Here is a 14,561-nt window from a genome sequence, read left to right on the forward strand (position 1 = left end):
GGTGCAAATTGTTTTAGTAAGCACCGCGGCTACCGAATACTGCGACAGGAGTTTTGACCAAGATCAAAAGGTCCAACCAAGGCGTCCAGTTTTTGGCATAAAAGCAGTCCAGTGCCACACGTTCGGCGTACGTCGTATCGTTTCGGCCGGAAACTTGCCAAAGACCGGTCAATCCAGGAAGCATATGAGAATATGCATAGTAGCCCTCGGAATATTTCGCGATCTCTGATTCAACGATGGGACGCGGTCCCACCAAACTCATCTCGCCCCAGAGAACATTCCACATTTGAGGGAACTCGTCGATACTCCATTTGCGTAAGAAATGTCCAACGCCTTTGATAATTCGAGGATCGTCACGAAGCTTTTGGTCTTTTTCCCATTCCGCGCGAAGCTCAGGATGCTCGAGGAGGTATTGTTCGAGCACCTGTTCGGCGTTCTCGACCATGCTGCGAAATTTCCATGCTCGAAAATCCTGCCCATGTTGGCCAATTCGCTTGTGTCCAAAAAAGACAGGACCGCCATCGGAGCGACGGATTAAAAACGCGATCAGCAATGCGACGGGTGAAAGTAAAATCAGAGTCGGAATGCAAATGGCGAGATCACTGATCCGCTTTAGTGCTCGCGGTGCAAAACGCAACAAGGGCGAATTAAAATGTGTGGCAAACGTGCAGGGGGATTGAAACGCATTATTAGACATCAAGGGCGATTTGAGGGATCGGAAGCTGACCACAGCAGGACACTGAAAAGCCAGACGTTCGATTGCCCACGAATGATCTCGTTCCCCCGATGCAACAACGATCACCGGAGCGTGGTTGCTGATCGCGGTCTCCACTCCGTTTGTGATCGGCCCAATGTACAATTCGTCAGGGCCCCATTTCTCGCTTTCGTCATCCTGCTCGCATCCGTATCCGATGGGGCGAAATCCCCAACTTCGGTGTTGCGTCAACTCCTCACATGTCTGTAGTGCGCTGAGTCGGTCGCCCAGAACAAGGACGCGTAGTCCCCACCATCGTGTGCGTCCAAGTAGATACCTTGCGGCAAATCGAGCGATCGGCATCAGTAACGAGATCGCCATTGTCGCAACAACAAAGGTTGCAAACTCTAATTTTGGCAGTTGGCCGAGCCACGCGTTCAGTGACGCCAATATCACGAATGAAAAAAATGTCGACCGCAACAGCCCACGTAGTTCAAATACATGTCCCACTCCGACGCCCGGGTACATCTGATGCAATAACAACAGGATCGATTGCAGCACCAAAAGCGCAGGGACTTGTTTCCAAATCTCGATAGGCAACAAATGGCCGGTCAAATGATTGACGACATAGCTGCTCAACAACAAACCGATCACGCTGACCGCGAGATCCACCATCAATAGAGGGGTCGCAGTTAGCAACGATTGGGTGGTGTAGTCAAGCGAAAGCCGTCGGCTCGGACGAACGCCCGTATGGAGTTCGATGATTTGATCCACAGACGGACGCGATTCCAGTGATGATTCGTCAACGACGAGTGTATCGGAAGTGGCGACGGATGAATCGAACACGGTGGCAGTGGTGAATACGTTGTATGGATTTGAGTAGACAGGTTCCATCACAGTTCTTTACTCTTCGTGTTTATTTCTGCGTTTCCAAGTCCGTTCAGAGTGCAGCTAATAGGTTAGTTGGATGTCTCGAAATTTCTTGAAAAATCAGCCTTCTTTTGACTGCTTGGTTTGTCTCTGCTCCGAATATTCTTGCCTGCCACTCCTTTGGCGGATTTGCTATGCGGGTTGTTTTGAGAACTTGGTCTCTTTTGAAGAACGATGATTTCGTTGGGACGATGGCGATCCGTTGCCACCGGAAATTTTGTACTCGTCGTAATAACCGATATAGCCGTACGTTTCGTAAGAGTGGGTGTTGGAGTACCCAAACGACTTCCCGTCGCTCTTCTGAGAACTGTTGACCACCAATGCGCTTGGAGTGATTTCAAGTTCCTTCAACATTTGTGCACAGCGTTCGATGGGGCGTCGGCAATTCTTGCGAACGCGAATCGTGAGAACGAGCGAATCTACAAGCGGTGCAATGATGGATGGGTCGGCGACGGCTAGTAATGGCGGAGCATCAATGAGCACGTAGTCGTACTCTTGGCGACACTGCGTCAGTAGTCGTGAAAAGTCAGCAGACTCCAGCAGTTCGGCCGGTTCCGATGTTCGTGAACCATGAGTCAGGATGTCTAGATTGGCAACTTCAGTGTGTTGAGTTGCTTCGGTGAGTGTGACGTCGTGGATTAGCGTGTCGGTCAAGCCAGGGCCATCATTTAGTCCGAACATCTTTGCGATTACGGGACGACGCATGTCGGCGTCAATCAAGAGGACTCGTTTTCCGGTTTGAGCAAGCGATACTGCAAGATTCGAGATTGTCGTGGATTTACCGTCGCCAGGATGAGGGCTCGTCATCATGTAGACCTTTTTGCCAGCTTCGCGACTGCGAATGATCAGTGACGTTCGGGCCACACGGTAAATTTCCGACTCAACCGCTTGCGGATTGTGAAATGCAACCACCGTCGGAGTAATTTCCGAATCAAGTGTTGCCTCACGACCAAGTTTCGCAACGTCGAAACGAGGGACATGTGCGATGGCTGGTGCTTTGAGTGTCTTTTCCAAATCGGATGCGTCACGAAAGCTGGTGTCAACGAGTTCGGCAAGAATGCCTGTTGTGCATCCTAGTACCAATCCAAAGAACAGCCCGCCCAACATTACGATGGGAAACACTGGCCACGCCGGACTCTTTGCAATTTCAGGGCTCGCCAACAAGTCGGTCGAGAAGCCAGCATAAGATCCGGCAAGATTCAGTTCGTGCAGTCGTCGAATGACCTCGTCGTAGCGAGTCTGTGCTCGCGTTAGTCTTGCCTTCATCGCCGCACCACGAAGGAAATCGCTTTCGACGCCTTTGGCAAGTCGCAATTCATCGTCGGCGTGCTTGAGCAGCAACTTCTCACGCTTTTTTAGCTCGGTGATGTCGTTTTTGAGCAACGACGTATACGTCGCCAACATCTCTTCGGGGTCCATCGTATCACCTTTTTGAACGGCCTTTTCAGGTGCGTTGGACTCGATGAAATGTTGGATGACCTCGATCTCTTGACGCGTTGATTCAACAAGTGGATGTCCCTTGCCGAATTCCTCAGCTAGGGTGCGTTCTTTTTGCAGTAAATCAAGCAAGCGGTTGTATTGTGCTTTGGCGACTTCCTGACGAATGGGCTGTTGAGCTTGAAACGCTTCTGACTGCGAAGCTCCGCGACTCATATCAAGAAACAGTTTCAAGCGTTCGACCTCATTCTCGCTGAGCAAGGCGAGGTGGTCGAAACGATTGACCGCATTTGCGTTCTCTTCTAGAAACGACTCGATGATTTCCAAACGCGACTCGTTACCGGCAAGAATGCGTCGTACTTCGGTCAATTCTTCTTCTAGCTTGGCAAGTCGCTCTTTGTGAACGTCTCGCACTTTTTCGCCGTCAAGCAGAATAGGAACGGACTCGATGAACTCTCGGTAAGCGGACTCGGCTGCAACAAGCTCAATCTCATGCGTCTTTTGGGCATCTTCGATCAGTGTGGCAGCTTCGCCACTGCTGTCACGCGAATGAGATTCCACATAATCACGATAGCTCTCGTACAGCGCGGCAAGGACCCTTGCCGCATCTTGGGGGGCGTAATCACGAAAGGCAGCGGAGATGATCATCGCATTGCGTGCCGCGCCATTTCCTCCACGGTCCACTTCGAGATTTTTGAGGATCAGATCGACCGGGTTGCCATTGTTTGCGACGACTTCGGCGATGGATTCGACATCCGCCAAATTGCCTCGCTTTACCGCATCCTCGACAATTCTGCGACTCGTGAATAGTTTTATATGGGTTGCCAGTTGATCGTCCTGAATCGAATCACCACTGGCGTACGCACTCGATACAGTTCCACTCGTCGCTAGCTCACTCGAACGCTGTCCAATCAAAATCTCGATCTTGGATTCATACAGCGGTTTCGCAGAAAATTGGTACAAGACTGCGATCGCGATACCAAGAACCGTCCCCACGACCAGATGTAGCCAGCGACGACGTAGTAGCCCAACAATATCAATGTCGATCTTAGCTTCAGTAGAGCTTTGATTCGGGGGAGTGGACATGTTTGAACTCAGGAGCTGTTGAGTGGTTGAGGCAATGAAATCGGAAAGATTTTTGTTTTCCGCCTACAAGGCGATTCGTATTGCTACCGGGAGTATGCTCGGACAGAACTTGTTTCGATCTTTTCAAGGAGGGGCTTGAACCGTCCTCTTTCTGGTTCGAGTGTTTGCCCAAGAATGGCCTGTTTTTGAGCCTCGTCATAGTTCTTGCAGCGATAAAGTGAATTGGCATACTCGAACCGGTAATCCAGGTTACGCGAATCAAGCGACAAGGCTTGCTTCCAGTGATCCGATGCCGTCTGATGGTCACTTTTGAGAGACGTCAGCTGCGCGAGCAACGCATGACGCTTCGCTTCCGTGATGGTTTTATTCATTTGCACTGCCTGTATCGCGCCATCGACATACGGCGACGACGTCGCTGCCGAAGCGCTTGCCACGATGGAGCGGACATATTGCATCAGAAGATCTGTCCGAACGTCGGGGATAAGATCGACAACCACTTCGCGTGGACTAACCCATGGATCGGCAAGTCGCAAAATCGAGTCTTGGTGGCCATGAGTTAGCGACAAATAGCGTTTCCATTGATCCATTGCGATGGTTTTGTCCTGGATCAAAAAGCCATAGAACCCATTGGCGTACATCAAGTCGGTGCTGCTGCGCGAGAGTTGGCGGCAGTTAGTTGCGAAAGCGGACGAGTCGCCATTCCACAGAGGAGATGTGAACGCAGCTGCTAACTGAGCTTGAGGTACAAATGGATTCAGCGTTAGCGATGTTATTAGGTCTCGCGTGGCACTCGCCAATGTTTCCTCGACCGCTGCGTTGACAACGATATCGGAACGCAAACGCGCTCGCGATGGATTGTCTTCGATCCCCAGTAAAGTGAAGATAGATTCCGGCGATGTTTGTTCCCACCGAAGCGGCACTCCTTGCGAGGCAGCAATTTCGATGAGCTGTTTGCGAAATTGAATGAATTTCCAAGTAAAGCGGCGATGGTAGAGTGCTGCCGCATTGGGAACACGTTCGATCGCTTGATCCAACGCAGCGAGATGATGGGTGACCTCTTCGGTGGTGGGCTGGTAGTTTTCCTCGGGCAACTCGCTGGACTCGCGGCATTGTCGCGATAAGTCATCACGAACAAATCCCGACATCGACGCGGTCAATACAACCAACATAAGTACCAGTTGAATGGGCGTAGCATATCGACCCGCAGCACCAAATGATGGTTGGTGACGGGCTTTTACATCCGTATCCGTTGGCTTTCGTACGCTTTTTTGAATCTCGCGTCTGCTAAACGCGTCCCGCTGCACTGACATGATCACACCCGCGATAGCGGCGAATACAAAGAGATTGGCGGGAATTTCAATTACAAAATCGATCACGCTTTGGAAACCGATGGCTGCGAGGAGCGCGATTCCAATCATCCCCCATCCTCTGGCTTCCCGACTGATCGAGTGTCGATACAACGAGAGGCTCTGCTGGCCCAAGATGAACGCCATCAAAATCAATAAAACAAGTCCGGGAAGCCCCAGCTCCGTTATGATTTCCAGATATTGGTTGTGGGCGTCGCGAAACCAAAGCATCGAGTCATGTGATTGATGCGGTAGATGGGAATATCCGTATGCCCCCAAACCGACGCCCAACGGCAGATGTGAAACAGCTGTTGCTGCACCGTCTTTCCAATGATCCCATCGAGGATCGCTTGAGACATTCTCGACGTTCACTCGGTTGACCGATTCGCTCGTCACTTCGGTCAGATCGGTTAACCAGATAAATGCGAATGCAGTGATCAACAAGAACACAACACTGATGATAAAATCTCGCAGTTGAATCAATCGGGGTGCGGTGATGATGACTGCCATCGCTGAGAAACTTGCCGCCACACAAGCCCCGCGTGAACGCGACACGATCAATCCAGCGACAAGCAAGGCGACTGCCGCCAACAGCACGATGCTGACCGGTTCAAACCAATGATTCCGTCGTTGATAGGTCGGTTGACGCCGACGGACCTCACCTTGCGTTCGACTTCCCTGTGTCTTCAGCGCGCCTAACCTTGTATTTGGCTCGGTGATACTTCGGGGATTCGTGCGACGGGGCTGTTCCTTCGGAAGTTGACGAAAAGGATTGATTTCGCTTTCGGTTTGGAACCAGTAAAGCAGTACCGCAGAGGCAGCTAATCCGGGCAGCAAGGCGGTGGCACCCGCATTCTTATAGATAAATGTTGAGAAAGAAGAACTGTGAAACGGGTTCTCTATTCCAGGGAATAGATCGCTTGTGTGAGTTGCCTGAGCCACGATTCCCCAGAAAGATAAACACAGCGAATTTGCCAATAATGTCCATATGAAAAAGCGACGTGATCGACGCGTCTGAAAGAGCGTCATCGCGGCCACAATGGCAGCGACAGCAATCGCATACCGCGATAACGAATACTCCGTAAGTTCAGGAACTAAGCTCAATGTCGTCATTGGCTCGACGGTAGACATGCCTGGCACGCTTGATAAATAGTCGTTGACGTCCTGAAGGTGCACGCCAACGAATTGATGCCGTGCATTTGCTGTCGCCGGAGCGATCCACCGTACCAATGGTTGCGGTAGCGGCAGGGTTTGTAAGAAAGCAATGGCTAGCCAGATAAAGCCAAAACTGGAAAATAATGTCATCCGGCGTGACATCGTAGTGCGTTTGAGAAAGCCCGATGCAAGAGTCAGTGCAAGCGTAATAAGCAGACTCACCGCAATTCGCTTCTGAAGCACAGGTGGGGTCGCGTCGACTTGCCAACAACTTACTACGATCAGCGCCAAAAAAATAAAACGAGCACTGTTGGTCAAAAGGGTACTCGCCCGTTGCTTGAACTCAGGCACATTTTCCACTGCGTCGCTGCGGTGGCTGACGCGTTGGCTCGAGACAGAAACAACACACGCAGTCGGCGCATTTGTTTCTGGGGCTTTGGGGGTACCGTGGCTCATGAGAGCAGACAACACTACTTTACGAAGACGCCCTGACGGGATCGAGGACGACCGGCCAGGGTAAAAAAAGAACGCTCACTTCATCCTTTCGGCAAAGCGAGCGTTGTTGTCTTACTGGTGTGTTGATTAATCCTGATGCATCGATAAATCGAATGATTCGGGATTACTGTCCGCTAGGCGATGCCGGAGTGCCTGGATTGTCATCGTTAGTCGACAGGGGGATTGCGATCGCAGCTGCGATTCCGCCTGCTGCGAGCAAGCCAAATCCTCCGCCACCACCACCAAGGCCGCCTCCACCACCGCCACCGCCGCCACCAAAGTGGTGACCGCCGCCGATGTGATGTCCGCCGCCGCCAAATCCGCCGTCAACGAATCCACCGTCAGCAAAACCGCCGTCAATGAATCCGCCATCGATGAAGCCACCGTCCATGGGTGGGCCAACAAGGTCGCCCATCGGCTCATGTGCAAGCAATTCGTCGCTGCACTTCAATTCGCGGCGGATTTCAAGCAGTTGGTCGCGAACCGACAATACGTCCGCTTCGTTGTTCGTGCCAGCGTCCAAAAGCTTCTCAACGGCAACGATCGCTTCGTTGACGCGAATTAACTTCTGCTCGCAGGTGTTCTCTTCACTTGCCACAAAATCATTCAATTCTGTGACGAGTTGGCCTAGGTCCAATGAACCTTCTGCTGCGACAATTTCAGCCTCGGCAGCCATGAAAGCATGGGCTGGAGCTGTTACGGCACCGCACAGCAAGGCAGCAGCCGATAGTGTGAAAATTCTCGTGAAACGCATCTTTTAAGCCCTAACTATTAAGTTGTTCGATTCCATGGGTTCGCAATATTGGATCGCATAACGCCACCCCGGCTCGATCTCTGCAATATTCAATCTCCATCAGAGTCTAGATGCTGATAGCAAAGAGACAACGACAAAAGCTTCCTAGAATGCAAAAACTACCCATTTTAACTTCGCGGCTACGTCGTAATCCCTCCGTTTGAGTGGGTTGTATCAATCGTAATCAACGAAACTGTACGCATGTTCATTCGATAGAGGAGGTTGGACGCGTTGGTGGGGGGGATAGTCCCGAACGGCATTACCAACAAATTTCCTGTTTACAGACCATTTTGGACTACGGAGCGATTATCGCTCAACTTGCCTCGCCTTTTTCTTCATCGAATCCAGGTCCGTTGGTGGTGCGGTCATAACCAGAGGAACCATGGAAAAGCAACTGACGAAGCGGTAATCGCGGTACAACGTGCATGATCTGTATCGAACACCCCCTAAAAAACTGTGTTGAGCCGTTTTGGCAATTACCTAGAATGCACTTTCGGGCCGATTGCTAAACTGAACGCTGAAATCATTCCAAAATCGCAGGTAGCGTTGGCGACCGGACAACTTGTCAGTTTTGGCATATGATTTCAGTGGCTTGATAGCTGTCTTCTCTGTGGCCAAAAAGTGGTATTACCTAGTCAAATCGCGCGAGATCGCTTGGCAAGCGGTTCGCTTCACGAGTAGCAACGACCGCGATTAGCCAATTTGCTGTTCATCCAGTCCGTTTCCATCCCTGACGTTCGATTACGCATATGTCACACAAATCCTCCGCACCTCCGACATCCGCAGTTCCATTGGACAATTCTCGCGAAGCGGTAATGGCTCGACTAAAAACGACGCTGTTGCAAGAGAAAAAAGAGTTGGAGGTCGACAAGATTTTCCGGGCGCTCGTCAAACTCGAGGGTTCTGACTTGCACTTAAAGACCGGCCAACCTCCGATGGTGCGTGTCGGTGGCGAATTAAAGCCGCTCAATCGGCCGCCGATCGAAAACGAAGAAATGGTCAATCTGCTGATGCCGATGATGGATGACCGAAATTTGGTGATCTTTGAACAAGAAGGCGGTGCCGACTTTTCGTATCAGTGCGAAGTCGACGGCGTTCGCTGGCGTTTTCGTATCAATATGCTCAAGGCCCTCGGCAGCATCGGTTTGGTGGCTCGCCGGATCAGTAACTGGATTCCCGACTTCAAAGGTCTGTTTCTACCCGATTCGGTTGAACATCTATGTCACCATGAACAGGGCATGATTTTGATCGCGGGGGTGACGGGATCAGGAAAGAGTACAACGATCGGTTCGATGTTGAACTACGTTAACAGTATCTACAGGAAGCATATCCTGACGTTGGAGGATCCGATCGAGTTTATCTTTACCGAAGACAAATGTTTGATCAATCAACGTGAAGTCGGCCAGGACGTCAAGGATTTTTCGATCGGCATGAAGCACGCGGTGCGTGAAGACCCCGACATTATTCTCGTGGGCGAGCTTCGTGACGAAGAGACCTTTATGACAGCGATTCATGCGGCGGAAACGGGTCACTTGGTATTTGGGACGATCCATGCGGCAAGTGCGTCGACCACAATCGGCCGTATTTTGGACTTGTTCCCCGAAGAGATGCACAATGCGATTCGTTCGGCGATCGCGTTCAATATGAAAGGGATCATTTCGCAGAAGTTGCTTCGCAGTATTCGTCCGGGAGTCTCCCGGGTGCCGACCGTCGAGGTGATGACGTTCAGCCCGATGATTCGAAAACTAGTGCTAGAGGGCCACGACAACAAGCTTCCCGACGCGATCCGTATTGGTGCCGAAGACGGCATGCAAGACTTCACCATGAGTTTGAAACAATTGATCGATGATGAATTGATTGATCGTCCCACCGCATTTGCGGTCGCGCCGAATAAGGAGTTGTTGAAAATGGCGCTCAAGGGTATTGATGTTAAAGCGCCGGGGATTTTGTAAGCTGCGGATCTTTCCTTTTCGTAACCATTTTTTTGCCAGTCGATGTCGAAATCGACTGGTCTCCATTTCACTTTTTTTGACTGCATACTTTCCTCATGGCTGAACCCGAAGCTCCGATTCAACTTTGGCAAACAGTTGCACCCGTTGAATTCGTTCCCAAGATAAAGGATCGCAACGAAGCACAGGCTCTTCTGATTTCGACTCGCCAAGGTGCGGGGTATCACGTTGCCGGTGGGCAATTAGCTCACGCGATCCAATCGCGGGCGACGCATATCCTGATGGATTTCTCGCAGGCCGCTTGTGCAATTCGTTACCAAATTGATGGGAACTGGGAACAATTGCCGCCGCTGGATCGCGAGACCGGCGACTCGATGCTATACGCGCTCAAGCAGCTGTGTTTATTGAACCCGGCGGATCGTCGTAGTGCTCAGACCGGCAAATTGGGTTTGAAAGTCGTCAAAGAAAAGTTCACCTTGACGCTACAGTCGCAAGGAGTCCCCACCGGCGAACGTGTTTTGGCTCGTATCGAATCCGAAAAGATTCCCTTCGAGAAGCTCGCCGACCTAGGCATGCGTGACAAGATGTTCGCCACGCTGAAGCAGAAACTCGATTCCAGTGGCAACATGGTGTTGGTGACCGCGCCCAAGGGCGAAGGTTTGACAACGACGTGGGTAGTCGCCGTTAACGCCTCGGATCGTTTGATCCGCGACTTCCAATCGTTCGAGGAAAAATCGCGGCCAGAGCCCGACATCATCAATATCAACCCTAACTTCTACGGAGGTGATACGGGTTTGACGATGAGCGATTTGGTCAGCAAGCTAATTTTGCGAGAACCAGACGTATTAATGTTCCCCGACATGCCTGATGACAAATCGATGGCGATCGCGGCGCACCATGTCGAAAACACCGAAAAGAGCTTGATGACACGGATGAACGCTTCCTCGGCGATGGAAGGGTACGTTCAGTTTGTTTCCAAATACAAGGACTCTGCCAAAGAGATCGCTAAGCTGACCAACGCCGTCTTGAGTCAGCGGTTAGCACGCCGATTGTGCGACAATTGCAAGGTCGGTTTCGAACCGCCTCCGCAACTGTTGGCCCAACTTGGCATTCCGGCCGGCCGCGTTGCGTTGTTGTACCAACCCTACGTGCCGCCTCCGATCGAACAGCAAGTCGACGAGCAGGGACGTCCCGCACCGATTCCCCCATGTCATGTTTGCGAAGGACGCGGGTACCTTGGCCGCATCGCGATCTTTGAGCTGCTGATACCTGGCGATCAACTGAAAGCCGCTGTGCTGAAAACACGCGACATCGGTCAGTTAAGCAAAATTGCCAAGTCCGAAGGCCATCGAGGAATGCAGGCAGAAGCAGTGCTCACCGTTGCTCGCGGGTTGACGAGTCTGGATGAGCTGAAACGCGTGTTCGCCAAGCGATAAAGAAGACGCGGCGAAGAGTTCCTCCCTCACCAACCGTTTGGCAATCGCGAGAGCATTTTTATCATTGCGGTAAGTAGGTCAATAGGAGTCATTGCACATAACGATCTGAGCCGACGGCGCTAGCCGCGGGCAAGTTTCCTACAAAATTGACGCTCACCACGGCTAGCGATGTGAAGCATTTCCTGTAGCGGAACTCGTCAACGGCTTGTTGATTTAATCGAAATGTAAATCGTGGTGGTGAGCCGTGGGCCGTAAGGCACCGGGTAATGCGTGGAACCCGGCCGCTCACGCGCGAGCGGCTCACTAAATCAACAAGCCGTCAAGAGTTTCGGGGACCAGACGTCATGGAAACGAAAGTCTTGACGACTTCCGCTACGTTAAATTAGCACAGTAGCCTACCGTCGCCAGACGTTGGACCACGTTCTGGCGAACGTAGCTACTTTTTTTAACCGACGTCATTTCTCAAAATGCTCGAGCGGTTTGGTGCTATTTCTGAACTCGTGACAGTCCGCCGTCGACGGCGATCACTTGACCGGTGATCCATCCGCTTTCGCCAGAGAGCAGGAAGGTGGCCATCGACGCGATGTCATCGGCGTGGCCGATCCGGCCGAGCGGGTAAACCGACGCCATCGCCTCGCGTTTGGCGTCACTCGAAAGCAGACGTTCGCTAAGCGGGGTGTCGGTCAGTGCGGGGGCGATGCAGTTGACGCGGATTTTCGGAGCAAGCTCGGCGGCCCAGCAACGCGTGACGCCTTCGATCGCCCCTTTGGCCGCGGACACCGTCGTGTGCATCGCCAACCCTCGGCCGACGGCGACAGTGCTGAACAAAACCACGCTCGATGATTCAGCGGCTTTCAACGCAGGCAATGCTCGCTGCATTATTCGCATCGCCCCGACAACGTTCAGCTCAAAATCCTCACGCATCGATTCGGCCTTCGTCATCCGCAGTGGCGACAACGTGATCGAGCCGACGCAATAGGCCATCCCATCGATTCGCTCAGGCAACTCGAGGGTGTCGATTGCGTCGGTCGTTACATCAGCAACCTGATGCGTCAATCGCGTGGAGAGTGCGGGATCGAGACTGTCGAGTTGCCCGCGGGTTCGAGATACGACCACGACCGATCCGCCTCCGCGAAGTAGCCGCTCGGTAATCCCAAAGCCGATGCCATGACTGCCGCCGAGGATCAAAAACGTTTTATCGTTCATCAACCAGACAATTAAAGAAGGACGTGTTGGTGCTTTTGTTTACTGTAGCCCGAGGGCAACATCGGCCGGGATCAGGACCGTCGCTATTTGGCGACACATCCAACCAATGTAGTGGATCTTGCTAAAGATCCTTCGTGCAGGATCTTTAACGGCCTATTAAATTAATCGAAATGCAGATTGCGATCGTGAGCCGCAAGGGAGCGTCCGGTTCACCGCTGCGAACTCTAATCCGCTGACTTGCGAATTCCCTCGACGAGGGCTTTCAGATTTCTCGGGTTTTGTCCAAGGTCTCCCTTGCCGACTCGCGATTGACTCTTCGCATGCAATTGGGTTCCGATTCCGGCCTCGTCGGAACTAAGTTTGACGTCGATGTCATCGACGAAACGAAAAAGTGGCGTCGTGCGTGTGATTTTGTACTCGATCGTGCCCGCGGACTCCGTTTTCGACTCGACCTTCCAGCGTGACGTTTCCGCGACCCAGCGCTGGAGTTTCGAATCGATCACACCGACGGAGTCCGGAAAACGCTCTTCCGTGGACGCGGAATTCTCTGTGAAATCACGGCTCCAGTTGTCAATTCGCAACAATGCCGCCACGATAACGAGTAGCACGATCGTGATCGCGACTGCCAAAAATCCGGACATCTTTCGTTTCCCTGTTTTTCTTTCCAACCTAGAGTTCCTTCGATATGCCTGATAGCCGTTCCCTATTCGCGGATGAGGAAGAGGATAACCTTAAATTGGCTCAACCGCTCGCCGCTCGCATGCGTCCCCAAACGCTCGCCGAGTTTATTGGGCAGCATCAAATTTTGGGCGATGGAAAGTTATTGCGGCGAATGATTGATGCTCGTCGACTCGGCTCGATCATTCTTTACGGTCCTCCGGGGACCGGCAAGACGACCCTCGCCCATCTTCTGGCTCATGAAACCGGCAGCAAGTTGCGGATGGTCAGTGCAGTAACAAGTGGCGTCAAGGAATTGCGTGAGGTGTTAGCTTGGGCACGCGACATCGTTTCCACCGGGGGAGCGCGACCGATCCTGTTTGTCGACGAAATTCATCGATTCAGCAAGAGCCAGCAAGACGCATTGCTTCCCGATGTCGAAGAAGGCATTGTCGCGTTGATCGGGGCAACCACAAGCAATCCGTATTTCGCCGTCAACGGTGCCTTGCTCTCACGCAGCCAATTGTTTGGACTCGAAGCACTCACCCCCGAAGAAATTCGCACGTTGATCGAGCGAGCACTTCATGATCGCGAGCGAGGACTAGGCGATCTAAAGCCGCAAGTGGACAAGGATGCAATTGCTTACTTGAGCTCGGCGTGTGAGGGGGACGCGCGTCGTGCACTCTCGACACTCGATATTGCGGTTCGCAGCAGCAAGACGACGGTGACGCGCGAAACGATTGTCGAGTCGATCGGCAGTCGCTTGAGTGGCTACGACGGCACCGGCGACGACCACTATGATCTGGCGAGCGCGTTGATCAAAAGTATTCGTGGTAGTGACGCCGACGCCAGCATCTACTGGTTGGCTCGGATGTTGGAGGGGGGCGAAGACATCCGTTTCTTGTGTCGACGCTTAGTCATCTTAGCAAGCGAAGACATCGGCAACGCGGATCCGACGGCGCTAACAATCGCAGTCTCAGCCATGCAGGCGTGTGAGTTCGTCGGGTTGCCCGAAAGCCAGTTGGCGCTCAGCCAAACGGTGGCGTACCTAGCGCTCGCGCCAAAGAGTAATGCGGCAACGGTGGCAATCGGTGCTGCACGTAAAGACGTTCGCGAAAAGCAAATCGTGCCTGTCCCTCAACATTTGAAGGATGCTCACTTCGCGGGCGCAAAATCAATGGGGCACGGTGAAGGTTACCAATACAGCCACAACGCCGAGGATGGGATCGCCGAACAAGATTACCTCGGGGTCGATCGCAAGTACTATGAACCGGTCGACCGTGGTTTTGAACAAACGTTGAGAACGCGAATGGAAGAGATTCGCAATCGTTTGGGCAAGTAAGAAAAAAAGTTGGGTAGGATTAGGCTTCCAGAATG

General features: G+C 52.3%; 9 protein-coding genes. 3 read left to right on the forward strand and 6 right to left on the reverse strand.

Annotation, left to right across the window (positions count from 1 at the left end):
* Positions 1 to 13: 13 nt before the first annotated feature.
* The 4 genes from SH528x_RS14535 to SH528x_RS14550 form a co-directional block, all read right to left on the reverse strand.
* On the reverse strand, positions 14 to 1,588 hold the full coding sequence (locus SH528x_RS14535) for an exopolysaccharide biosynthesis polyprenyl glycosylphosphotransferase (protein WP_442511237.1): 1,575 nt from the start codon (positions 1,586 to 1,588) through the stop codon (positions 14 to 16).
* A gap of 168 nt (positions 1,589 to 1,756) precedes the next feature.
* Positions 1,757 to 4,147, reverse strand: a complete 2,391-nt coding sequence (locus SH528x_RS14540) for a polysaccharide biosynthesis tyrosine autokinase (protein ID WP_442511238.1) — start codon at positions 4,145 to 4,147, stop codon at positions 1,757 to 1,759.
* An 83-nt stretch (positions 4,148 to 4,230) separates the two neighbouring features.
* Positions 4,231 to 6,798: an O-antigen ligase family protein gene (locus tag SH528x_RS14545; RefSeq protein WP_442511239.1), complete on the reverse strand. Its 2,568-nt coding sequence runs from the start codon at positions 6,796 to 6,798 to the stop codon at positions 4,231 to 4,233.
* Between the two features lie 469 nt (positions 6,799 to 7,267).
* Positions 7,268 to 7,897, reverse strand: coding sequence for a hypothetical protein (locus SH528x_RS14550; RefSeq protein WP_442511240.1), 630 nt, complete (start codon positions 7,895 to 7,897; stop codon positions 7,268 to 7,270).
* Positions 7,898 to 8,685: 788 nt separating this feature from the next.
* On the opposite strand from SH528x_RS14550, the gene SH528x_RS14555 reads away from it, so the two are divergent.
* Entirely contained in the window at positions 8,686 to 9,888 is a 1,203-nt protein-coding gene (locus tag SH528x_RS14555) for a type IV pilus twitching motility protein PilT (protein ID WP_442511241.1), read from the forward strand.
* Between the two features lie 95 nt (positions 9,889 to 9,983).
* Positions 9,984 to 11,321, forward strand: a complete 1,338-nt coding sequence (locus SH528x_RS14560) for an ATPase, T2SS/T4P/T4SS family (RefSeq protein ID WP_442511242.1) — start codon at positions 9,984 to 9,986, stop codon at positions 11,319 to 11,321.
* Between the two features lie 486 nt (positions 11,322 to 11,807).
* On the opposite strand, the gene SH528x_RS14565 is transcribed toward SH528x_RS14560, so the two are convergent.
* Positions 11,808 to 12,527: an SDR family NAD(P)-dependent oxidoreductase gene (locus tag SH528x_RS14565; protein ID WP_442511243.1), complete on the reverse strand. Its 720-nt coding sequence runs from the start codon at positions 12,525 to 12,527 to the stop codon at positions 11,808 to 11,810.
* A gap of 224 nt (positions 12,528 to 12,751) precedes the next feature.
* Positions 12,752 to 13,168 (reverse strand): DUF1499 domain-containing protein, encoded by a 417-nt coding sequence (locus tag SH528x_RS14570; protein ID WP_442511244.1) that lies wholly within the window; start codon positions 13,166 to 13,168, stop codon positions 12,752 to 12,754.
* Positions 13,169 to 13,212: 44 nt separating this feature from the next.
* Here SH528x_RS14570 and SH528x_RS14575 point away from each other — a divergent pair, with 44 nt between their 5' ends.
* Complete coding sequence (locus SH528x_RS14575; RefSeq protein WP_442511245.1) at positions 13,213 to 14,526, forward strand: replication-associated recombination protein A; 1,314 nt, start codon at positions 13,213 to 13,215, stop codon at positions 14,524 to 14,526.
* The last annotated feature ends 35 nt before the right edge of the window (positions 14,527 to 14,561 follow it).

The organism is Novipirellula methanifontis, assembly GCF_052161655.1.
In the GTDB taxonomy this organism is placed as follows: domain Bacteria; phylum Planctomycetota; class Planctomycetia; order Pirellulales; family Pirellulaceae; genus Novipirellula.

Excerpts from the sequence above, each read along its gene's own strand:
- SH528x_RS14540 (WP_442511238.1), bottom strand. The coding sequence starts at position 4,147 with ATGTCCACTCCCCCGAATCAAAGCTCTACTGAAGCTAAGATCGACATT.
- SH528x_RS14545 (WP_442511239.1), bottom strand. The coding sequence starts at position 6,798 with ATGACATTATTTTCCAGTTTTGGCTTTATCTGGCTAGCCATTGCTTTC.
- SH528x_RS14550 (WP_442511240.1), bottom strand. The coding sequence starts at position 7,897 with ATGCGTTTCACGAGAATTTTCACACTATCGGCTGCTGCCTTGCTGTGC.
- SH528x_RS14560 (WP_442511242.1), top strand. The coding sequence starts at position 9,984 with ATGGCTGAACCCGAAGCTCCGATTCAACTTTGGCAAACAGTTGCACCC.
- SH528x_RS14565 (WP_442511243.1), bottom strand. The coding sequence starts at position 12,527 with ATGAACGATAAAACGTTTTTGATCCTCGGCGGCAGTCATGGCATCGGC.
- SH528x_RS14555 (WP_442511241.1), top strand. The coding sequence starts at position 8,686 with ATGTCACACAAATCCTCCGCACCTCCGACATCCGCAGTTCCATTGGAC.
- SH528x_RS14535 (WP_442511237.1), bottom strand. The coding sequence starts at position 1,588 with ATGGAACCTGTCTACTCAAATCCATACAACGTATTCACCACTGCCACC.
- SH528x_RS14575 (WP_442511245.1), top strand. The coding sequence starts at position 13,213 with ATGCCTGATAGCCGTTCCCTATTCGCGGATGAGGAAGAGGATAACCTT.
- SH528x_RS14570 (WP_442511244.1), bottom strand. The coding sequence starts at position 13,168 with ATGTCCGGATTTTTGGCAGTCGCGATCACGATCGTGCTACTCGTTATC.